Annotated in this window: 20 protein-coding genes and 1 pseudogene; 8 read left to right on the top strand and 13 right to left on the bottom strand. The window is 71.2% G+C overall.

The genetic code is table 11. The annotated features are described in order from the left end of the window. The coding region (locus VHK87_RS06750; RefSeq protein WP_329634134.1) for an ABC transporter ATP-binding protein at positions 1-433 on the bottom strand (433 nt) is incomplete at its 3' end. Then, positions 430-1,545: an MlaE family lipid ABC transporter permease subunit gene (locus tag VHK87_RS06745; RefSeq protein WP_329634133.1), complete on the bottom strand. Its 1,116-nt coding sequence runs from the start codon at positions 1,543-1,545 to the stop codon at positions 430-432. The genes VHK87_RS06750 and VHK87_RS06745, both read right to left, overlap by 4 nt. Positions 1,546-1,761: 216 nt before the next feature. Here VHK87_RS06745 and VHK87_RS06740 point away from each other — a divergent pair, with 216 nt between their 5' ends. Further along, positions 1,762-2,121, top strand: a complete 360-nt coding sequence (locus tag VHK87_RS06740; RefSeq protein WP_329634132.1) for a hypothetical protein — start codon at positions 1,762-1,764, stop codon at positions 2,119-2,121. Between the two features lie 14 nt (positions 2,122-2,135). Next, positions 2,136-2,639, top strand: a complete 504-nt coding sequence (locus tag VHK87_RS06735) for a YdcF family protein (RefSeq protein ID WP_329634131.1) — start codon at positions 2,136-2,138, stop codon at positions 2,637-2,639. Here VHK87_RS06735 and VHK87_RS06730 read toward each other — a convergent pair. The 3 genes from VHK87_RS06730 to VHK87_RS06720 are packed head-to-tail and all read right to left on the bottom strand — an operon-like array spanning position 2,636 to position 4,001. Further along, complete coding sequence (locus tag VHK87_RS06730; protein ID WP_329634130.1) at positions 2,636-2,857, bottom strand: DUF3072 domain-containing protein; 222 nt, start codon at positions 2,855-2,857, stop codon at positions 2,636-2,638. The two genes, VHK87_RS06735 and VHK87_RS06730, sit on opposite strands and share 4 nt — an antisense overlap. 54 nt (positions 2,858-2,911) lie before the next feature. After that, positions 2,912-3,442, bottom strand: coding sequence for a CinA family protein (locus VHK87_RS06725; RefSeq protein ID WP_329634129.1), 531 nt, complete (start codon positions 3,440-3,442; stop codon positions 2,912-2,914). Positions 3,443-3,446: 4 nt separating this feature from the next. Then, positions 3,447-4,001 carry a hemerythrin domain-containing protein gene (locus tag VHK87_RS06720; protein WP_329634128.1) on the bottom strand — a complete coding sequence of 185 codons (555 nt, stop codon included), beginning with the start codon at positions 3,999-4,001 and terminating at the stop codon, positions 3,447-3,449. Between the two features lie 105 nt (positions 4,002-4,106). On the opposite strand from VHK87_RS06720, the gene VHK87_RS06715 reads away from it, so the two are divergent. From VHK87_RS06715 to VHK87_RS06705, 3 genes and pseudogenes are all read left to right on the top strand, one after another. Continuing rightward, a complete protein-coding gene (locus VHK87_RS06715; protein ID WP_329634127.1) occupies positions 4,107-5,150 on the top strand; it encodes an NAD(P)/FAD-dependent oxidoreductase in 1,044 nt (347 codons plus the stop codon). Next, a complete protein-coding gene (locus VHK87_RS06710) occupies positions 5,150-6,316 on the top strand; it encodes an acyl-CoA dehydrogenase family protein (RefSeq protein ID WP_414694121.1) in 1,167 nt (388 codons plus the stop codon). The genes VHK87_RS06715 and VHK87_RS06710 overlap by 1 nt, the downstream gene beginning before the upstream one ends. 36 nt (positions 6,317-6,352) lie before the next feature. Beyond that, positions 6,353-6,526, top strand: a pseudogene (locus VHK87_RS06705) (DUF1801 domain-containing protein); the annotation flags it as partial. Here VHK87_RS06705 and VHK87_RS06700 read toward each other — a convergent pair. From VHK87_RS06700 to VHK87_RS06690, 3 genes are all read right to left on the bottom strand, one after another. Next, a complete protein-coding gene (locus tag VHK87_RS06700; protein ID WP_329634126.1) occupies positions 6,523-7,299 on the bottom strand; it encodes a sulfite exporter TauE/SafE family protein in 777 nt (258 codons plus the stop codon). The pseudogene VHK87_RS06705 and the gene VHK87_RS06700 sit on opposite strands and share 4 nt — an antisense overlap. Before the next feature lie 32 nt (positions 7,300-7,331). Beyond that, complete coding sequence (locus VHK87_RS06695) at positions 7,332-7,769, bottom strand: Rrf2 family transcriptional regulator (protein WP_329634125.1); 438 nt, start codon at positions 7,767-7,769, stop codon at positions 7,332-7,334. Between the two features lie 99 nt (positions 7,770-7,868). After that, positions 7,869-8,570 (bottom strand): energy transducer TonB, encoded by a 702-nt coding sequence (locus tag VHK87_RS06690; protein WP_329634124.1) that lies wholly within the window; start codon positions 8,568-8,570, stop codon positions 7,869-7,871. 139 nt (positions 8,571-8,709) lie between these two features. On the opposite strand from VHK87_RS06690, the gene VHK87_RS06685 reads away from it, so the two are divergent. Further along, positions 8,710-9,564, top strand: coding sequence for a transglycosylase SLT domain-containing protein (locus VHK87_RS06685; protein ID WP_329634123.1), 855 nt, complete (start codon positions 8,710-8,712; stop codon positions 9,562-9,564). Between the two features lie 111 nt (positions 9,565-9,675). Here VHK87_RS06685 and VHK87_RS06680 read toward each other — a convergent pair whose 3' ends face one another. Beyond that, positions 9,676-10,872 (bottom strand): CaiB/BaiF CoA-transferase family protein, encoded by a 1,197-nt coding sequence (locus tag VHK87_RS06680; protein WP_329634122.1) that lies wholly within the window; start codon positions 10,870-10,872, stop codon positions 9,676-9,678. A gap of 59 nt (positions 10,873-10,931) precedes the next feature. After that, positions 10,932-12,722: a hybrid sensor histidine kinase/response regulator gene (locus VHK87_RS06675; protein WP_329634121.1), complete on the bottom strand. Its 1,791-nt coding sequence runs from the start codon at positions 12,720-12,722 to the stop codon at positions 10,932-10,934. A 160-nt stretch (positions 12,723-12,882) separates the two neighbouring features. Between VHK87_RS06675 and VHK87_RS06670 the strand changes: the two genes are divergently transcribed. Together VHK87_RS06670 and VHK87_RS06665 are read left to right on the top strand one after the other, a co-directional pair. Then, positions 12,883-14,037, top strand: a complete 1,155-nt coding sequence (locus VHK87_RS06670) for a DUF2336 domain-containing protein (RefSeq protein WP_329634120.1) — start codon at positions 12,883-12,885, stop codon at positions 14,035-14,037. Positions 14,038-14,077: 40 nt separating this feature from the next. Beyond that, a complete protein-coding gene (locus VHK87_RS06665) occupies positions 14,078-14,854 on the top strand; it encodes an NUDIX hydrolase (RefSeq protein ID WP_329634119.1) in 777 nt (258 codons plus the stop codon). Here VHK87_RS06665 and VHK87_RS06660 read toward each other — a convergent pair. The 3 genes from VHK87_RS06660 to VHK87_RS06650 form a co-directional block, all read right to left on the bottom strand. Then, complete coding sequence (locus tag VHK87_RS06660; RefSeq protein WP_329634118.1) at positions 14,851-15,333, bottom strand: Hpt domain-containing protein; 483 nt, start codon at positions 15,331-15,333, stop codon at positions 14,851-14,853. The two genes, VHK87_RS06665 and VHK87_RS06660, sit on opposite strands and share 4 nt — an antisense overlap. 65 nt (positions 15,334-15,398) lie before the next feature. Further along, entirely contained in the window at positions 15,399-16,175 is a 777-nt protein-coding gene (locus tag VHK87_RS06655; protein WP_329634117.1) for an NAD kinase, read from the bottom strand. Positions 16,176-16,606: 431 nt separating this feature from the next. Then, on the bottom strand, positions 16,607-17,483 hold an 877-nt coding region (locus VHK87_RS06650), incomplete at its 5' end, for a DUF2336 domain-containing protein (RefSeq protein ID WP_329634116.1).

Below are 17,483 nucleotides of genomic sequence, written 5' to 3'. Positions count from 1 at the left end.
CGTGCTCCAGCTTAAGGCCGACCAGCCGGATCTTGAGGTCCGCCAACTCCTCAATCTCGCCGCGCGGAAGCTTGGTGTGCTCCCACATGGGGGCGGCGACGTTCTCGCGGACGGTGAGGTTGGAGAATAGCGCGCCGTGCTGGAACAGCACGCCCGAGCGGCGCTCCACGTCGCCCCACTTGGCGGCAGAGGCGGTCCGCTCCTCCTGGCCGAGCACCTTCACGGTGCCGGCTTCGGGGTCCTTGAGGCCGATGATGGTGTTGAGCAGCACCGACTTGCCGGTGCCCGAGCCGCCGACAACGCCGAGAATCTCTCCGCGCCGCACCGTCAGGTCGAGGTTGTCGTGGATCAGGTTGTCCCCGAACTGGGAACGCAAGCCGCGCACCTCGATCGCGTTCGCCGGCTCGTCAGCGGGGGCGTCCGGGGCGGTCAAATGTTCAGCTCCATGTAAACCAGGGCGAACGCCGCATCGATCAGGATGATCGAGAAGATGGCGTGCACGACGGCGGCGGTCACCCGGCGGCCGAGGGACTCCACGTCGTTGCCCACCTCCAGGCCCTGGCGGCAACCGATGCCGGCGATCACCACGGCCATGACAGGCGCCTTGGCCATCCCGGCCCAGAAGTGGCCGACGCCGACGTTGTCGGCGATGCGCTGCAGGAAGAAGGCGGGGCCGAGGTCCAGGACGCTCCAGGCGACCATCATGCCGCCGACCAGGCCGGCGATCACCGCTACGAAGGTCAAGAGCGGGATGGTGACGAGCAGGGCGAAGAACCTGGGGAAGACCAGCGCCTCGAACGGGTCGACGCCCATGACCTTCATGGCGTCGATCTCCTGGTTCATCTTCATCGAGCCGATCTCGGCCGCGAAGCTGGACGCCGAGCGGCCGGCCAGCAGCACGGCGGTGATGACGATCGCGAATTCCCGCAGGACGGCGATGCCGATCAGCTCGACGGCGAACACCTCGGCGCCGAACAGCCGCAGCATGTTGGCGCCCAGAAGGCCGACCACCGCGCCGATGAAGAAGGTGGTGGTGGCGACGATCGGGATGGCGTCCAGGCCGGCCCGCTCGGCCAGCGAGATGCAGGCCGCCCAGCGGATCCGCCGCGGATTGACGATCGCCCGTGCGACGACCACCAGCAGGTGGCCGAAGAAGGTGACCGTCTCCATGAAGTCGTGGCCGAGCTCGACGACGCCGCGCCCGATGCGGTCCATCAGCTCCCAGAAGCCCTGGGGCTTGGTGACGACCGGGTGGCGGGTCTTCAGCGCGTCGTCGACGATATCGAGCAGGCGGTGGGCCCCGGGGCCGGCCTTGACCGTCGAGGCGTCCAGTCGGCCGCGGGCGGCCCTGTGCACCGCATAGGCGCCGGCGGTGTCCATACGGCCGACGCCGGTGAGGTCGAGGTGCACCTTGGGAGCCTCGGCCAGCGCTTCATCCAGCTGCGCGCCGGCGTCCCCGATGGTGTAGGCGGTCCAGTCGCCGGTCAGCACGGCCGACAGCGCGCCGCCTTCTTCGCGCAGGCTGAATTCGGCCGGTCGGTCCATGGATCCCTGTTCGATATTCCCCCTGCGAGCCCCCCGACTCGCGGTTGGTGAAGCTAGCAGACGCGCGCAGCTTGCACAGGAGGGGTTAACGGCTTGAAGAGGCTGTGGAGAAAGCCCGCAGTTGAAGGAGCGCGCAAGTGCCGCGGGCGCCCGCCCGGCCTCCGTTTCGCCAAAATCCGCCGCCTTGTTTCGGCGGCGCAGCCTGGGAGAGTGAGTTTGCCCCGCCAGATCGACTTCGCCGGCAAATCCGGCACGGTCTACCGCTACACCATCCTGGAGGAAGACCGGGCGTTGCCCCCGGCGGGCGCGAACTATGTCATCGCCAAGCTGGAGGACCGGCAGGCCGAGATCGTGTTCGCCGGCCAGACGGACAACCTTTCGGCCGGGGCGTGGAAGGCCAAGTTCGAAGAGGCGCGCACGAAGCACGGGGCGACGGACATCCTGATGCGCCTGAACGTGCGCTCGACGATCCGCCAGCAGGAGCAGGACGACCTGATCGAGGCCCACCATCCGCCGATGAACGGGGGCGGCAAGAAGCCCGCTAAGGACGCCGGCGAAGAGCAGCCGCAGGCCTGACTACGGCCCCTTTGGTGGACATCATCGTGCTGCTGGGCGCGGCGGTGCGCCCGGACGGGCGGCCCAGCGCGGCGCTGGCCCGCCGTATCGCCGCCGCGGCAAAGGCGGCTGAGATACATCCGACGGCCATGGTGTTCTGCTCCGGCGGGGTGGGCCGGCATGGGCCCTCCGAAGCCTCGGTGATGGCCCGCGACCTGGTGCGGCTGGGCGTGGCGCCGGCGCGGCTGGTGCTGGACGAGTCGAGCCTGGACACCCTGCAGACCGCCATCGCCGCGGCGCGCTACATGCGGGCCGAGCGGCTGACCCGCTGCCTGGTCTGCACCGACAGCTATCACGCGCCGCGGGCGCTGGCGCTGATGCTGGCCTTGGGGATGCAGGGCCGGATGTGGCCGGCGAAGGCGGGGCTGCGGCAGATGGGACCTGCCGCGTGGGCCTGGATGCGGGCGCGGGAGGCGGTGGCGTTCCCTTACGACGTCGCGCTGGCGCTGATGAAGCGGGGGCGTGTGCTGCGGAGTTAGCGGCCCAGCTTCTCCTTGAGGGCGTCGATGCGCTTGGAGGCTTCGGCTTTGGTGAGGCCTTCGGGCGGGGGCTCCTCGCCGGACTCTTCAGCCAAGGTGGTGAGGTAGGAGGCCTGGGCGCCGGTCATCGGCTCGTCGCCGCTGACCCAGTCGTCGGGATCCTTCTGGGTGTTGGAGCCGGGGTCGGGGTCGAGCTTCGGGTTGGCGGCTTCAGCCATGGCGATCTCCAAGTTCGTGCTTTGTTCTAACGCCTGCGAGCCCGACGGGTTCCTCTATGAGGAGGGCTCGCCGGAGCGGCTCATCTGCTCGCGGACGAGTTCAAGGCCCACCCGGAGGCACTCAAGCCGAACGGCGGCGCGGCCGCGAGGGCCGAACTCCTCCTTGCGGTGGAGGGTTGGGCCGCCCCGCCGGGCGGCGGCGAAGTGGACGAGGCCGCCGGGCTTGTCCGGCTCGGTGCTTTCGTCGGCGAAGCCGGTGACAGCCACAGCGATGTCGGCCCTGGAGTGGGCGATGGCGCCGTCTGCCATGGCGCGGGCGCACGCCTCCGAGACGGCCCCGTCAGTCTCAAGCACCTGGGCCGGAACGCCGAGCAACTCCTGCTTGGCCTCCTCGGTGTAGGTGACAAAGCCGCGCTCGAAGGCGTGGCTGCAGCCGGGGACGTCCGTGAGCAGCGAGGCGAGGAGGCCGCCGGTGCAGCTCTCGGCCGTCGCCAGCTTGAGCTCGCGCCGGCAGGCCTCCTCGAGGACGGCCGTGGTCAGGTCGTCGAGCCATCCCGGCAGGGCCGGCTCCAGCGCCTCGGACATGCGCCTACTGGACCGTGTTCATCTGCGCCGGCTGAAGCTCGGTCATGAGCTCCTTCTTGCGCATCATGATCTGCTCGCCGATAGCCTTCAGGTCCATGTCGCTCTTCTGGCACTGAGGGAAGTATTCCTTCTCCTCTTCCTCGACGTGGTGCTCGATCATTTCGGAGAGCACCTTGACCTTGGCGTCGTACATGTCGTCGGACGGCTGCATCGCCTCGATCTCGGCCATCAGCTTCTTGGCCGCGTCGTGCTCGACGACGGCTTCATCGACGATTTCATCGTCCTTCACGAACTCGCGGGACGGCGGGTAGAAGAGTTCTTCCTCGACCTGAGTGTGGACCTTCAGCGCCAGGAGGATCTTTTGCACCAGCTCGAGCTTCTTGGCGTCGGATTTGGCCTTCTCGAATTGCGAAAACCAGCCCTCGACCTCGCGGTGGTCCGCCTTCAGCAGCGCGACCGCGTCCTTCTGCGGGGTCTTGCGAGCGGTGGTGGTCTTCTTGGCCGTGGAAGCCTTGGATTTCGCCGACTTCTTACCGGCAGACTGGGCAGCGGTCGCCATGGACTGTCATCCTCTCTCGGACCCCGACGTCACCCGACCAAAACCCCTAGGCTTGACCGTGGTTCCGCACTTGATTTCCGCGGGTTGAGGGTGCGCTAAGGGGGCATGGCGGCGGCGCTGAAGGTGATCGTGGCGGGGGCGGGGGTGCTGGGCCTGACCAGCGCCCTGGCGCTCGCGAGGGCGGGCGCGCGGGTGGTGCTGACCGACCCGGCGCAGCTCGGCGACAACGCCTCGGGGGTGGCGGCGGGGATGCTGGCGCCGGTCTTCGAGGCGGCGCTCGACGCGCTCGCGGCGCCCCACTTCGACCTGCTGATGGGCGCGCGGGACCTGTGGCCTGAACTCGCCCGGAGCACCGGCGTCGCGCTCGACCGGTCCGGCGCGCTGGCGATCGGCCGGGACGAGCGGCTGGAGCGGCTGGAGCAGGCGCTGACCAGGCTCGGCGTGCGGGCGGAGCGGTTGTCGGCGCGGGCCGCGGCGGAAAAGGCGCCGGGGCTGGCGGCCGGCGAGGCCGGCGCCCTGTTCACCGGCGACGACTGGCGGATCGATCCCGACCAGGCGCTGGCGGCGCTGGTTGAAGCCGCGGCGGAGGCTGGCGTGGAAGTGCGCCGGGCGCCGCTGCATCCAGACGAGGCCTGCGACTGGCGGCTGCTGGCCACCGGCGCCGACCCGGTCCCGGGAGGGCTCGCCCCTGAACTCGTCCGGCTGGAGCCGATCAAGGGGCACATTCTACGAGCGGGCTCGTTGCGCTACCAGGGCGCGGTGGTGCGGGGCGAGGGGATCTACCTGACGCCCGGGGCCGGCGGCATGGTCATCGGGGCCAGCATGGAGCGGGGCGCGAGCGACCGGGCGGTGGATCCGGCCCAGGTGGAGCGGCTCGCCGAGGCGGGGCGGGCGCTGTTCCCAGCGCTGGACGGGGCCCAGCTGGCGCCCGGCGTCGGCGTGCGGGCGGGGACCCCGGATGGGCTGCCGATGGTCGGCTTCAGCCGCACGGCCGGCGTGATGATGGCCGCCGGCGCGCGGCGCAACGGCTGGCTGTTGGCGCCGCTGGTGGCGAAGACGGTGACGGCGCTGGTGTTCGGGGCCGAGCCGGGCCCCTACGCGGCGCGGATGGCGCCCGCCCGCTTCGAGCCCGGGGGAGGAGCCTACTGATGGACTTCACGCTGAGCGAGCGGCAGGCGGAGATCGCCGATGCGGTGGCGCGGATCTGTGCGGGCTTCCCGGCCGAGTACTGGCGCCGGACCGACGAGACCGGCGACTTCCCCGAAGACTTCGTCGCGGCGATGACCAAGGGCGGCTGGCTGGGGATCGCCATGCCCGAGGCGCTGGGCGGGTCGGGGCTGGGCCTGACCGAGGCGGCCGTGATGATGCAGCAGGTGACCCAGTCGGGGGCGGGGTTCTCGGGCGCCAGCGCCCTGCACCTCAACATCTTCGGGCCGATGCCGATCGCCAAGTTCGGCGCGCCCGAGCAGCGCGAGCGGCACATCCCGCGCCTGATCTCTGGCGAGGACCGGATGTGCTTCGCCGTCACCGAGCCGGACGCGGGACTGGACACCCTCAGCCTCAAGACCCGCGCGAGGCGGACCGACGACGGCTACGTGATCTCCGGGCGGAAGATCTGGACCACCGGGGTCGCCCGAGCGAACAAGATCCTGATCCTGGCGCGCACCACGCCGCGCGAGGAGGCGGCGAAGCCGAGCGAAGGCCTGTCGCTGTTCTACACCGACCTCGACCGCAGCCGGATCGAGGCCAAGCCGATCCCGAAGATGGGGCGCAAGGCGGTGGAGTCGAACACCCTGTTCATCGACGACCTTCAGGTTCCAGCCGAGGACCTGGTCGGCCAGGAGGGCAAGGGCTTCACGTACATCCTGCAGGGGCTCAATCCCGAGCGGGTGCTGTTCGGGGCCGAGGCCGTGGGGCTGGGGCGGGCGGCGCTGAGCCGGGCGGCGGCCTACGCCAATGAGCGGGTCGTGTTCGGCCGCCCGATCGGCCAGAACCAGGGCGTGGCCCACCCGCTGGCGCGAGCCTGGATCGAGCTGGAGGCGGCCAACCTCTTGGCTTTCAAGGCCGCCAGCCTCTACGACGCCGGCCTCGACTGCGGCGCCGAGGCCAATGCGGCCAAGTACCTTGGGGGCGAGGCGGGCTTCAGGGCCTGCGAGACGGCGGTGCTGACCCACGGCGGCATGGGCTACGCCAAGGAGTACGACGTCGAGCGCTACTTCCGCGAGGCGATGATCGCGCGGCTGGCGCCGATCACCCGCGAGATGGTGTTCAACTTCGTCGCCGAGCGGGTGCTGGGGATGCCGCGGAGCTATTGAGGCGGACTACAGGCCCAGCGACCCTCTTACGCCAGCGTCGGCTTCTTCTTCGGCGCGGCCCTGGACGATCCGGCCGGCCTCCTGGAAGGCGCCGGCAAACGCATGCGTCAGGTCAAGCTGCGCTGGCGCCGCCCGGTGAACGGGCCGGCGCTGCGGGCGCTGATCGCGGCGGCGTACCGGGATGTGCGGATGCGGCTCGGGGCCGGCTAGAGGAGGCCGGCCAGACGCGCGGTCTGGTAGCCGGCGAGCAGCACCACCACAACACCCACGGCGTAGGTGAGCGCCCTGACCGGGAGGATTCGCACCATGAAGCCGGCCAGCGGCGCGGCCAGCAGTCCGCCCACGATGAGCCCCGCGACGGAGGCGGCGTGGCTCGTCAACCCCTCGGCCTGTTCCCAATGGCCGGAGAGCAGCGCGGCTAGGAAGGCGGCCGAGATGGTGGAGGTGACGAAGAACTCGGCGGTGTTGGCGGTGCCGATGCTGACCCGGGGCTCGGCCCCGACGCCGACCATCGCGGTCGTGACGGTGGGGCCCCAGCCGCCGCCGCCGACCGCGTCCAGGAAGCCGCCGACCATGCCGAGAGGGCCGCTGTACTTGATCGGGAAGCGCCGCGGCTCCCGGGAGCGCCAGGCGCGGTAGAGGATCGCCAGGCCCATCAGGGCGAGATAGCCGGTGATGAAGGGTTTCAGCACGTCGCCGTCAATGGAGGTGAGCACGAAGGCGCCGAACGCCCCGCCCAGGCAGCCGCCGAGGGCGAGGGGCACGAACAGCTTCCAGTTCACGTTCCGATTCACGGCGTGGGATCCGGCCGAAGCGGCGGTGGTGAACACCTCCGCCGCGTGCACGCTGGCCGAGGCGGTGGCGGGCGGGACCCCGAAGCTCAGCAGGACGGTCGAGGAGATGACGCCGTAGGCCATGCCCAGCGCGCCGTCGACGGCCTGCGCGAGGAAGCCCACGAAGGCGAACAGGAGGAAGTCGTCCATAGCGTGCTCCGCTTGAAGCCTCTGGCTGGTGCTTAGAGGCTGTCTGAGACCGTTCCGCCGGAACGCACAGCGGCTTCCAGCGTCCACGCCTCCAGGACATCAGCGACGGCCTCGCGTGCGCGCACGAGAGCGGGGTGGATCGGGCAGTCTTCGACGCTCGGACAGGTCTCGCAGGGGCGATAGGCTGTCCTCGAAGCACAAGGCGCCAACGCGAGCGGCCCGTCGAGGGCGCGGATCACGTCGGCGAATGTGATCTCCGAAGCCGGGCGCGCAAGGGCGTAGCCGCCGAAACGGCCACGGCTGCTGACCAGCAGGTGCCGGCGCTTCAGCTCCAGCAGGATGGCTTCGAGGAACTTGCGCGGAGCGGCAGCCTCTTCCGCGATCTCGGCGATCGCAGCGGGTCGGCCGTCGGCGCGCGAGGCGAGGTGAACGAGCGCGCGGAGCGCGTACCGGGCTCGCTGGGAGAGCATGGCCCTTCACTAGGGCCGACGGCCGCGCCGCGCCAGCCCTGCGCGGATCTGCAATGCCGCTCAGCGGCCGTCGCTCTCGGTGCGGGCTGTCATTGAAGCCTACTCCACCCGGAATCTCACGGGGATGGTCACGCTGGCGCCGTCGACTGGGCGGCCGTCTTCCATCTTCGGGCTCATCTGGAAGAAGCGGGCGAGCTGGAGCGCGGCTTTGCCGAAACCTTCGCCTTCGGGGTCTTCGGAGACGACGCGGCAGTCGCGGACCTGGCCGTTGGCGGCCACCTGGCAGCTCATCCTGGCCAGGCCCGAGGTGCCCATGCGGGCGGCGCGGTCGGGGTAGTAGCGGGCGAACTCCTTCGCCCCGGGGCGGCGCAGCCAGTTGGGCGCGGTGACCACCTTGGCGGCCGGCGGCTCGGCCGGCGGGGCCGGCGGGGTGGGCGGCCCGATGACCGTCGCGAGCTCCTGACGGACAGGGGGATCCTCCGGAACGATGGTCCGGATGGGTGGGACGGGCAGGTCGAGCGGCGGGGTGAGGCTCTTGCGGGGCGTCGTCGCCGGCTTCGCCTTGGGCGGAGCGGGCAGCGGCTTCGGCGGGGGGTTGAACAGCTCGACAATGGTGCGGGGCTCGACAGGGGCGGGCGGCGCCTCGGGGGCCATGAACTTCTGGGTCGCGAAGTAGAGGGCGAGGCCGGCGTGGACGCCGAGGGAGATGCCGATGGCGACGCTCAGGCCCTTGGGCAGGCGGCGACGGCGGGCGGGCAGCGCTCCGGTCGCGCTGGCCGGGAGGAGGTGCTGGACGATCATGGACGCTTCCTCATTGCAGTACTGCAACAAAGTGTCATGTCTGACGTAGGATCGCAATACGAAGAAACCATCGCCGCGGCCCCTCGCCCGCGCCATCATGGTTAGCGAGCCGTTAACCAAAGCGCGGACTCCTAGGGGCATGGCTGTTCAGGGGATCCGCGGAGTCGTCGAGGCGGCGATCCAGCGTGCGTCGGATGCGACGGGCGTGGATTTCACCTTCTTGGTGAAGACCGCCGGGCGCGAGAGCGGCATGAACCCTCAAGCCAAGGCGCGCACCTCGTCGGCGGCGGGCTTGTTCCAGTTCGTCGAGCAGACCTGGCTGTCCACCCTGAAGCGGCATGGAGCGAAGTACGGCTACGGCCGCTACGCCGAGCTGATCCAGAAGGGCGCGGATGGGCGCTACCGGGTGCCCGGCGAAGAGGCCCGCAAGGCGGTGATGGACCTCAGGCTCGACCCGCACGCCGCTTCGCTGATGGCCGGGGAGCTGACCAGCGACCACGCCGCCTACCTGAAGGGCCGAATGGGCCGCATGCCCTCGGCTGGCGAGCTCTACGCCGCCCACTTCCTGGGCCCGCAGGGTTCGGCGCGGCTGATCGAGGCGGCGCAGACGCGGCCGGAGGCCTCGGCGGCCAGCCTGTTCCCGGAGGCGGCGGCCGCGAACAGGTCGATCTTCTACCGCGACGGGCGGCCAGCCACCGTGGCCGAGGTCTACGCCAACCTGACCAAGACCGGAGCGGGCGCGCCGCGGCAAGCCGCGCCCGTCGGCCCCCGCGGGCCGGCGGCGGCGCCCCAGGCCGACGAGGGCTTCATCCAGTACGCCAGCGCCCGGCGGGCCGACCGGCTGCGCGAGCAGGAAATGCTGGTGGACCTGGTGCTGCGCGGCTCCCAGGCGCCCGACCGGCCCGGCGAAAGCTCGGCCGCCAGCCTGACGGGCTCGCTGTTCACCACCGAGATGCTGAAGATCCTGGCCGACGCGCGGGACAAGCCGCGGTAACCCATCCGTCATCCCGGCCGAGCCCAGCGAGAGCCGGGACCCAGCGGACGCCCACCGACTCAGAACGGGGTCCCGGATCGGCCTGGCGGCCGTCCGGGATCACGGGGGAGGTCAGGCCGCCGCGCCGCTCTCCAGCATGGCGTCGATGTCGGCGGGGGCGTAGCCGAGTTCGGCGAGGACCTGGCGGGTGTGCTGGCCGACGGCGGGCGCGGGCGGACGCGGGGACAGCGCAACGCCCGGGAAGCGGGCCGGGCCGGAGGGCGAGAGGTAGGGCTCGTCGCCCTCGTGCTCGATCTCCACAAAGCAGCCGGAGGCGTGGGCCTGGGGATCGGCGGCCACCTCGGCGGGGGTCTGCACCGGGGCCCAGACCATGTCGGCGTCGTCGAGGCGCTGGGCGATGGTCTCGAAGGGCAAAGCGTTGAAGCCCTTGTCGAGCTCGGCCGTGAGCTCGCGGGCCAGGTCCTTGCGCCCGCGGCTGGTGGAAAAGCGGGGATCGTCCAGCAGGTCGGCGCGCCCGGCCGCCGTCGCGACGACCTCGAAGTCGGGGCCGCCCTCGCGCCGTCGGATGACGAACCAGCGCCCGTCGGCGCTCTGGTAGAAGTTGCCCAGCGGGTCGAGCGGATCGTCCCGGGTGCGCATGCGCGACAGCCGGCCCAGCCTAAGCTGCACCGCCAGGTCCGAGCCCATGGTGTAGATGCCGGTGGACAAGAGCGAGGTCTCGACCAGGCGGCCTCGGCCGGTGCGTTCGCGCTCGTAGACCGCGGCCAGGATCGCCGAGGCGGTCGCCAGCGAGCAGATGTGGTCGCCGAAGCCGCTGCGCAGCATGAAGGGATCCACGCCTCTGGGCGCCGTCATATGCGCGACCCCGCCGCGGGCCCAAAAAGCGGCCATGTCGAAGCCGGGCTTGGCTGCGTCCGGGCCTTCCAGGCCATAGCCGGTGACGACGGCGTAGACGAGGCGCGGGTTGCGGGCGCGCAGGGCCGCATCGTCCAGGCCGTAGCGCCTGAGCGAGGCGAGGCGGACGTTGGTCAGGAAGACGTCGGCCTGGTCGGCCAGCCGCATCAGCGCCTCGCGCCCCTCCGGGCGGGCGATGTCCAGCGCCATCGCTCGCTTGCCGCGGTTGTCCAGCTCGAAGGTCGGGTTCTCGGCGATGGCGTTCTTGGCGTCGGCGAGCGCGCGGCGCATCGGATCGCCGCCAGGCCGCTCGACCTTGATGACCTCCGCCCCCCAGTCGCACAGCAGGCCGGCCGCGCCGGGAGCGGCGATGTAGGAGGCGAATTCAACGACCTTCAGACCCTGGAGCAGCACCTGGACCCTCCCCTGGACGCTTCGTCCATTAGGAGGGGCCGCGCGGCCGGCGGCAAGGCTTATGCGACCTGGCGGGGCGCCTCGGCGGGGCCGGCGGCCTGGGCGATGGCGCGGGCGGCCGCGCCGACGGTGACCGGGCGGCGCAGGACCACGTCGGCGCCGGCCTGGCTGCATTCCAGGGCCTCTTCGGCCTCGCCGCCGATCACCGCGACGATCCGCAGCTTGCCTTCTAGGGCCTTGAGGGCGGCGATCAGCACCGTTCCGTCCGTGTGGGTCATGCGGCCGCCGACAACGGCGAGGTCGAGCTCGCAAGTGCGGGCCAGGTCCAGCGCGCGCCGCGCGTCGGCGGCGTGGACCACCTTGTGGCCGAGCTTCTCCAGGACGCTGCGCAGCATGGCCGCATCGAGGGAGTCGTCCTCGGCCATGAGGATGCGCAGGGCCCGGCGGCGGCCGCGCAGCGGCCCTTCGACCTCGGCCAGGGCGGGCGCGCGATCGCGCGGGGCTGTGGGGTCGTAGCCGATTTCCAGGCGGAACCGGCTGCCGACGCCGACGGCGCTGTGGGCCTCGATCTCGCCGCCCATCAGGCGGGCGAGCTGGCGGGACAGGGACAGGCCCAGGCCCGCGCCGGGCACGCCGGCGCTGGTGCGGGCGATGCGCTGGAAGGGCTCGAACGCCTGGGCCAGTTCCTCGGGGGACAGGCCAGGACCGGTGTCGGCGACCTCGATGGCCAGCCGGCCCGTCGGGCTGCGCTCGAGGCGGGCCTCGACCCGGCCGCGGACGGTGAACTTGATGGCGTTGGAGAGCAGGGCGAGCAGCACCTGGCGCACCCGGACGGGGTCGGCGACGGCGGCGCCGGTCTCGGCCTCGACCAGCTCGGGCTCCACGTGCAGGGCGATCTCCAGGCCCTTGGCGGCGGCCAGCGGGCGCAGCTGGGCCAGCACGTCGCGGGCCGTGGCGACGGCGTCGAAAGGGCGGATCTCCACCGACAGGCGGCCGGCTTCCGCAGTCTCGGAGTCGAGGGTGGTGTCGAGCACGGCGATCAGCTCGTTGGCCGACTCCAGGGCGGCGCCCAGCTGCTCGCGGGTGGGCGCGGCCCGGCCGCCCCCAGCGGCGGCGGCCAGCACGTGGGCGACCCCGGTCAGGCCGCTGCGGATCTCCTGGGAAAGGGTGGCGATCAGGTCGGACTTGGACTGGGCCAGCCGCTTCTGCTCGTCGATCTTACGGGCCCGCTCGGCGATCAGCGCCTCGCGTTCTGAGGCGAGCGCGAACTGGCGGCGCAGGATGCGGTTGAGGATCAGCACCAGCGCCAGGGCCAACGCCATCGAGCCGGAGGCCTGGGGCGCGAGTTCGGCGGCGTCCGGGCCGGTGTAGATGGCGATCATCGGCCCGGCGGCCGTGGCCGGTGCGACGATCAGGATGGCCGGCAGCCAGGGGGCGGTGAAAAAGATGCATAGGGCCGAGGCCGCCAGGCTGACCAGCAGCAGCGGCTCGCGCAGCGGTCCGCCCGCCTCGGCGAAGGCGGCGATGTTGGCGCAGGCGCCGGCCCACACGAGCCCAGAGAGAATGTGCACGCGGGCGCGGCGGTTCAGGTCGGCGGCGGCCAGGGTCTTCAGCCAGTTGACGACGGCGTAGAACAGGCCCCAGGCGATGGCGAAGCCCAGCAGCACCGGGATCATCAAGACGGCGCCGGGCGAATGGCTGCCCGCCCAGATGAGGATCGGCAGGCCGACGGCGAAGGCGATGAGGGCGTAGGGCAGCAGCGCGGTCTGGGCCTCCAGCGCCTGCTGGGCCAGCGTGGCTCCGGGGCGGGCGGCCTCCGGCGCGCCGGACTTGAGGGGGACTCGCGACACCTGGACCGTCTCCGAAGCTGGTCCTTCAGGCTAGGCGGTTAGGGTTGGCGGCGGGTTAGGGAACAGGCTTAACCAAGGGTTTGCGCGGCAACCACTCGTTAAGCCAATAGGCGGATCGTGGGGTTGGGGTTTTGTTCGGGCGCGCGGGGGCTTGGCGCATATGTCGGTGACGCGCGGAGCGCTGACGGAAGGCGATATCCGCAGCCTTGTGAAGGGCGCGACGCCCGACGAGCGCGCCGCCGCCGCCGAGAAGCTGTGCCGCGCGATCGGGGGCTCCGAGCTCTCCGACTCAGACCGGGCGATGGCGCAGGACATCCTGCGGCTGATGGCCCGAGACATGACCGAGATGGTCCGCCGGGCCCTGGTCGTGACCCTCAAGGAATCGCCGGTGGTTCCCCGCGACGTCGCCATGCACCTGGCCAGCGACGTGGCGGCCATCGCCCTGCCGATTCTGTCCTTCTCGCCCGCCTTCACCGACGACGACCTCGCCGAGGTGGTGCGGCTGGGCGGGCCGGTGCGCCAACTGGCCATCGCGCGGCGCCCGCGGCTGTCGTCGAAGGTCACCGATGTGATTGCCGAGGCCGGCGACGAGCCGGCGGTTCACGCCGCCTGCGTCAACCCGGGCGCGGATTTCAGCGAACCGGGCCTCACCCGGGTGCTGGAGCGATTCGAGCGCTCCGAGCGGGTGCTGGCGGCGGTGGCGCTGCGCAACGCCCTGCCGCTCAGCGTGGCGGAGAAGCTGATCGGTCTCTTGGCCGGGGAGTTGCGCGAGCAGCTCGCCGCCCGCTACGGGCTGGGCGAGGCGGCCGGCGACGTCGCCGAGTTGACCCGCGAGCGCGCCACTGTCGACCTGGTGGACGAGGCCGGCCGCGCGGCGGACCTGAAGGCTTTCGTGGCCCACCTGGGCAAGGAAGGGCGGCTGAGCGCCTCGCTGCTGCTGCGGGCGGCGGCGCAAGGCCAGATGGGGCTGTTCGAGTGGGGCGTGGCGGAGCTGGCCTGCGTGCCGCATCACCGCACCTGGCTGATGATCCACGACGCCGGCCCGCTGGGGCTTCGGGCGATCTATGACCGGGCCGGGCTGCCGGCGAGGCTCTACGGCGCCTTCCGTGCGGCGGTGGACACCTTTCACGCCCTGGAGGCCGAGGGCGGGCCGATGGAGCGCGAACGCTTCCAGACCCAGATGCTGCAGCGGTTCCTGAGCCGGCCGCACACCATCAACCGCGAGGACCTGGACTATCTGCTGGAGCGGATGGACCGGCTGTCGCGGCGCGAGGAGCTTCCCGCCGCGGCGCCCGAGGCGCGGCTGGCGGGCTGAGAGGCTTGTCCTCGCGTGGGGCAGGCCGCAAGCTCGCCCGATGACCGATCCCGCTTTCGCGCCGATCCTGCCGGCCGCCACCATCCTGGTGCTGCGCGATGCGCCGCAGTTCGAGGTGCTGATGGTGCAGCGCCACCATCAGATCGAGTTCGCCTCGGGCGCCCTGGTGTTTCCGGGGGGCAAGACCCACGAGGGCGACCACGACCCGGCCTGGGAGGGCGCCTGCCTCGGCTGGGACGAGGTGGAGCCTGAGCAGCGGGCGCTGCGGATCGCCGCCATGCGCGAGGTGTTCGAGGAGGCGGGGCTGCTGCTGGGCGCGACCCGGCCGCTGGACCCGTCCGCCTGCGAGCTCTCCGTCCGGCAGGCGGTGGACCGGGGCGAGCTGGCCTTCCTGAAGGTGGTGCAGGACCTCGGCGAGAAGGTGGACCTCACGGCGCTGACGGCGTTCGCCCGCTGGATCACCCCGCCGCTGACGCCCAAGCGCTACGACACTTGGTTCTACGTCGCCCGGGCGCCGGCGGACCAGCTGGCCCTGTGCGACGGGCGCGAGACGGTGGACGCGGTCTGGATCCCGCCGGCCGAGGCGGTGCGGATGGCGCTGTCGGGAGAGCGCAAGGTGGTGTTCCCGACCCGCATGAACCTGCAATTGCTCGCGGAGGCTTCGGACTCGGAGGACGCGATCTCGCGGGCCAAGGCGCGGCGGCTGGTGACGGTGCAGCCGCAGGTGCAGGAGCGCGCTGAAGGGCGCGTGCTGGTGCTGCCGACCGACGCCGGCTACGGCGAGGTGGCCGAGCCGCTGTCGCGGGTGATGGGCTAGGCGCCGGCCTCGGCGACCTTGCGTTCGAGCTCGAGGATCGAGGCGCGGCCGACCGGGTGCTCGTCGGTCTTGATGCTGTCGCGGACCGAAGCCTTGATGGCGTCAATGTGGGCGTCGATCAGGGTGATCGGCGCGGAGAGCCGCTTGTCCTTGTCGTCGATCAGCCGGCACAGCGAGGCGGCGATGCGCGTGATCAGCGGGAACTCGTAGGTGGAGCCCAGGCCCTTCAGATCGTGGGCGCGCAGGTAGAGCTGTTCCATGGTCTCGGAGTTCACGCCCTCGGCGCGGACCCGGGCGCGGGCGGTCTCGAGCTTGACTACCTCGTCCTGCAGCCACTGGGCGAAGTTGCCGGACAGGCTCTTCAGCGCCGCCTCGGCCTTGGCGATGGCGTTCGGGTCGATGGCGCCGAAGCGGCCGCCGACCTTCAGCTTGAGGGTGTTCGCGGCCGGGATCGCCTGGCCGGAGTTCTGTTGGCTCACAAAGGCCTCCAAACGCCGTTCGAGTCGGAGGCTAGGCCCGATCTGTTAAAAATGATCGAAGCTCCTCAGACGGCGAATTGTTCGGCCAGAACGCGCTCTTCCAGGCTTCGGCCGGCGTCGAACAGCATCGTCAGAGAAATCTCCCGGTTCTCGGCCACCTCGACCCAGCAGACGTCGCGGACCTCGTAGTTGTCGGCGACGGCGCTGACCGGGCGTTTGTCGGCCTCCAGCGCGTCAAATCTCACTCGGGCGGCGTGCGGCAAGAGGGCGCCGCGCCAGCGGCGGGGACGGAAGGCGCTGATCGGGGTGAGCGCCAGCACCCGCGCGTCCAGGGGGATGATCGGCCCATGGGCGGAGAGGTTGTAGGCCGTCGAGCCGGCGGGCGTGGCGACCAGCACCCCGTCGCAGGACAGCTCCGAGAGCCGCACCTTGCCGTCGACGCTGATGCGCAGCTTGGCGGTCTGGCGGGTCTGGCGCAGCAGCGAGACCTCGTTGATCGCCAGCGCGCTGTGCTGGCGGTGGTTCATATCGCCGGCGGTCATGCTGAGCGGGTGGATGATCGCCTGTTCGGCGGCGGCGATCCGCTCGAAGAGGTCGTCCTCCTCGTAGTCGTTCATCAAGAAGCCCACCGAACCCCGGTTCATGCCGTAGATCGGCTTGGGGTGGTCCATGTTGCGATGGAGGGTCTCCAGCATGAAGCCGTCGCCGCCGAGCGCCACCACGAGGTCCGCCTCGCGCTCGGGCACGGAGCCGTAACGGTGGGCCAGCCGCAGCCGCGCCTCCTGAGCTTCCGGTCGGTCGCTGGCGGCGAAGGCCAGGCGCAGGTGCGGGGCGGTGCTCATCGTTGCGCAGAAACCCCGACGGGCCGAGGCTTGTCAAAGGTGAAGGCGTGTCGATGTCAGTCCGCGGGACGACACGGCCAGATGCCGGCGCGGTAGCGCGGCCGAAATAGCCATCCGCTGGCGATCAGCTCAATGCGGCTGCCGGGCGCGCAGCGATGGCGGTTGGGCAGCCTTACACGGAGGCGCTGGCCCTGAGGCAAGCGGACGAAGGCGAGCGGGACCGTTCCTTCCTCGGTTTGGAGGCCGCCGAGGCGCTCAACCCTGCCAAACACCGGAGGCGGAGCGGGTCGGCCTGAACGCGAGGCCACGAAGACCGTGGTCCCGATCGCCGCCACCAGAAGAACCACGATCGGCAGACATTGCCAGAACTGCTCGTGGACCGCCGAAAAGGGACGCATGGGGCGCAGAGTAGCGCACGTAACTGGCGGACCCTACGCCGCCTGTAACGCCTCGCGGAAGGCGGCGGCGGCGGTGGCGGGGGTGTAGGCCGGGAGGGCGGCGGTGGCGGCGCGGGCGTCGCCGCCGCCGCCGGGGCGGCCGCCGTTGAGCTTCCAGACCATGCCCAGCACCGTCGGGAAAGCGCTGCGGTCGATGCCGACGGCGGCGCAGGCCATCGCCAGTAGCTCGGGCCGGTCGCTGGCGATGGCGCGATGCACGTCGTCGAGATCGAAGTCGCCGAGCATCGCAAGCGCGCTGATGAAGCGGGGCAGTTTGCCTTCCCGCAGAGCGCGCATCAGGTAGCCGGGCTTGAGCTGGCCGGCGGCGGCGAGCTTGCCGACCAACTGGCCTTCGCCGGCGCCCTCGAGGGGCTCGACGCCGAGCGGCCCGGCGCCGTTCGGCTCTCCGCCATGCGCCTCGCGCACCGCTTCGGCCAGGGCGTCGTCGAGGGCGTCGAGGTCGAGGCGGAAGTCTTCGGCCAGCACCTGGCGCAGGGATTGGCCGACCCAGACGTAGAGGTCGCGGGCCAGGTCCGGCGTCAGTTCGCGGCGGCGCACCAGCGGCGCGCGCAGCGTGGCTACTCGACGGGCGGCCTTGATCAGCTGGGAGATCTGATCGCGGGTGAGCTCGACGTTGTCGTTGTTGGCAAGGGCGGTCATCACCGCCGGCTCCTCCCGGGCCAGGATGGCGGCGATGACGGGGGCGCCCAGCCGTGGGCGGCGGGCGATCTCCACCCTGTGCTCGAGGGTGGCCTCGAGCAACAGCCGGACCAGGTCGCCGTCCTGCAACATGGGGCTCTTGGCGATGACCGGGCGGGCGATCTCAATCTCGTCGAGAGCCAGGACGTTGATCAGCGCCAGCGGGGCCCAT

It is taken from the genome of Phenylobacterium sp., assembly GCF_036263695.1.
Taxonomy (GTDB): domain Bacteria; phylum Pseudomonadota; class Alphaproteobacteria; order Caulobacterales; family Caulobacteraceae; genus Phenylobacterium.
The sequence above is the reverse complement of the archived record's forward strand: the minus strand, read 5'-3'. Positions and strand labels throughout refer to the sequence as shown.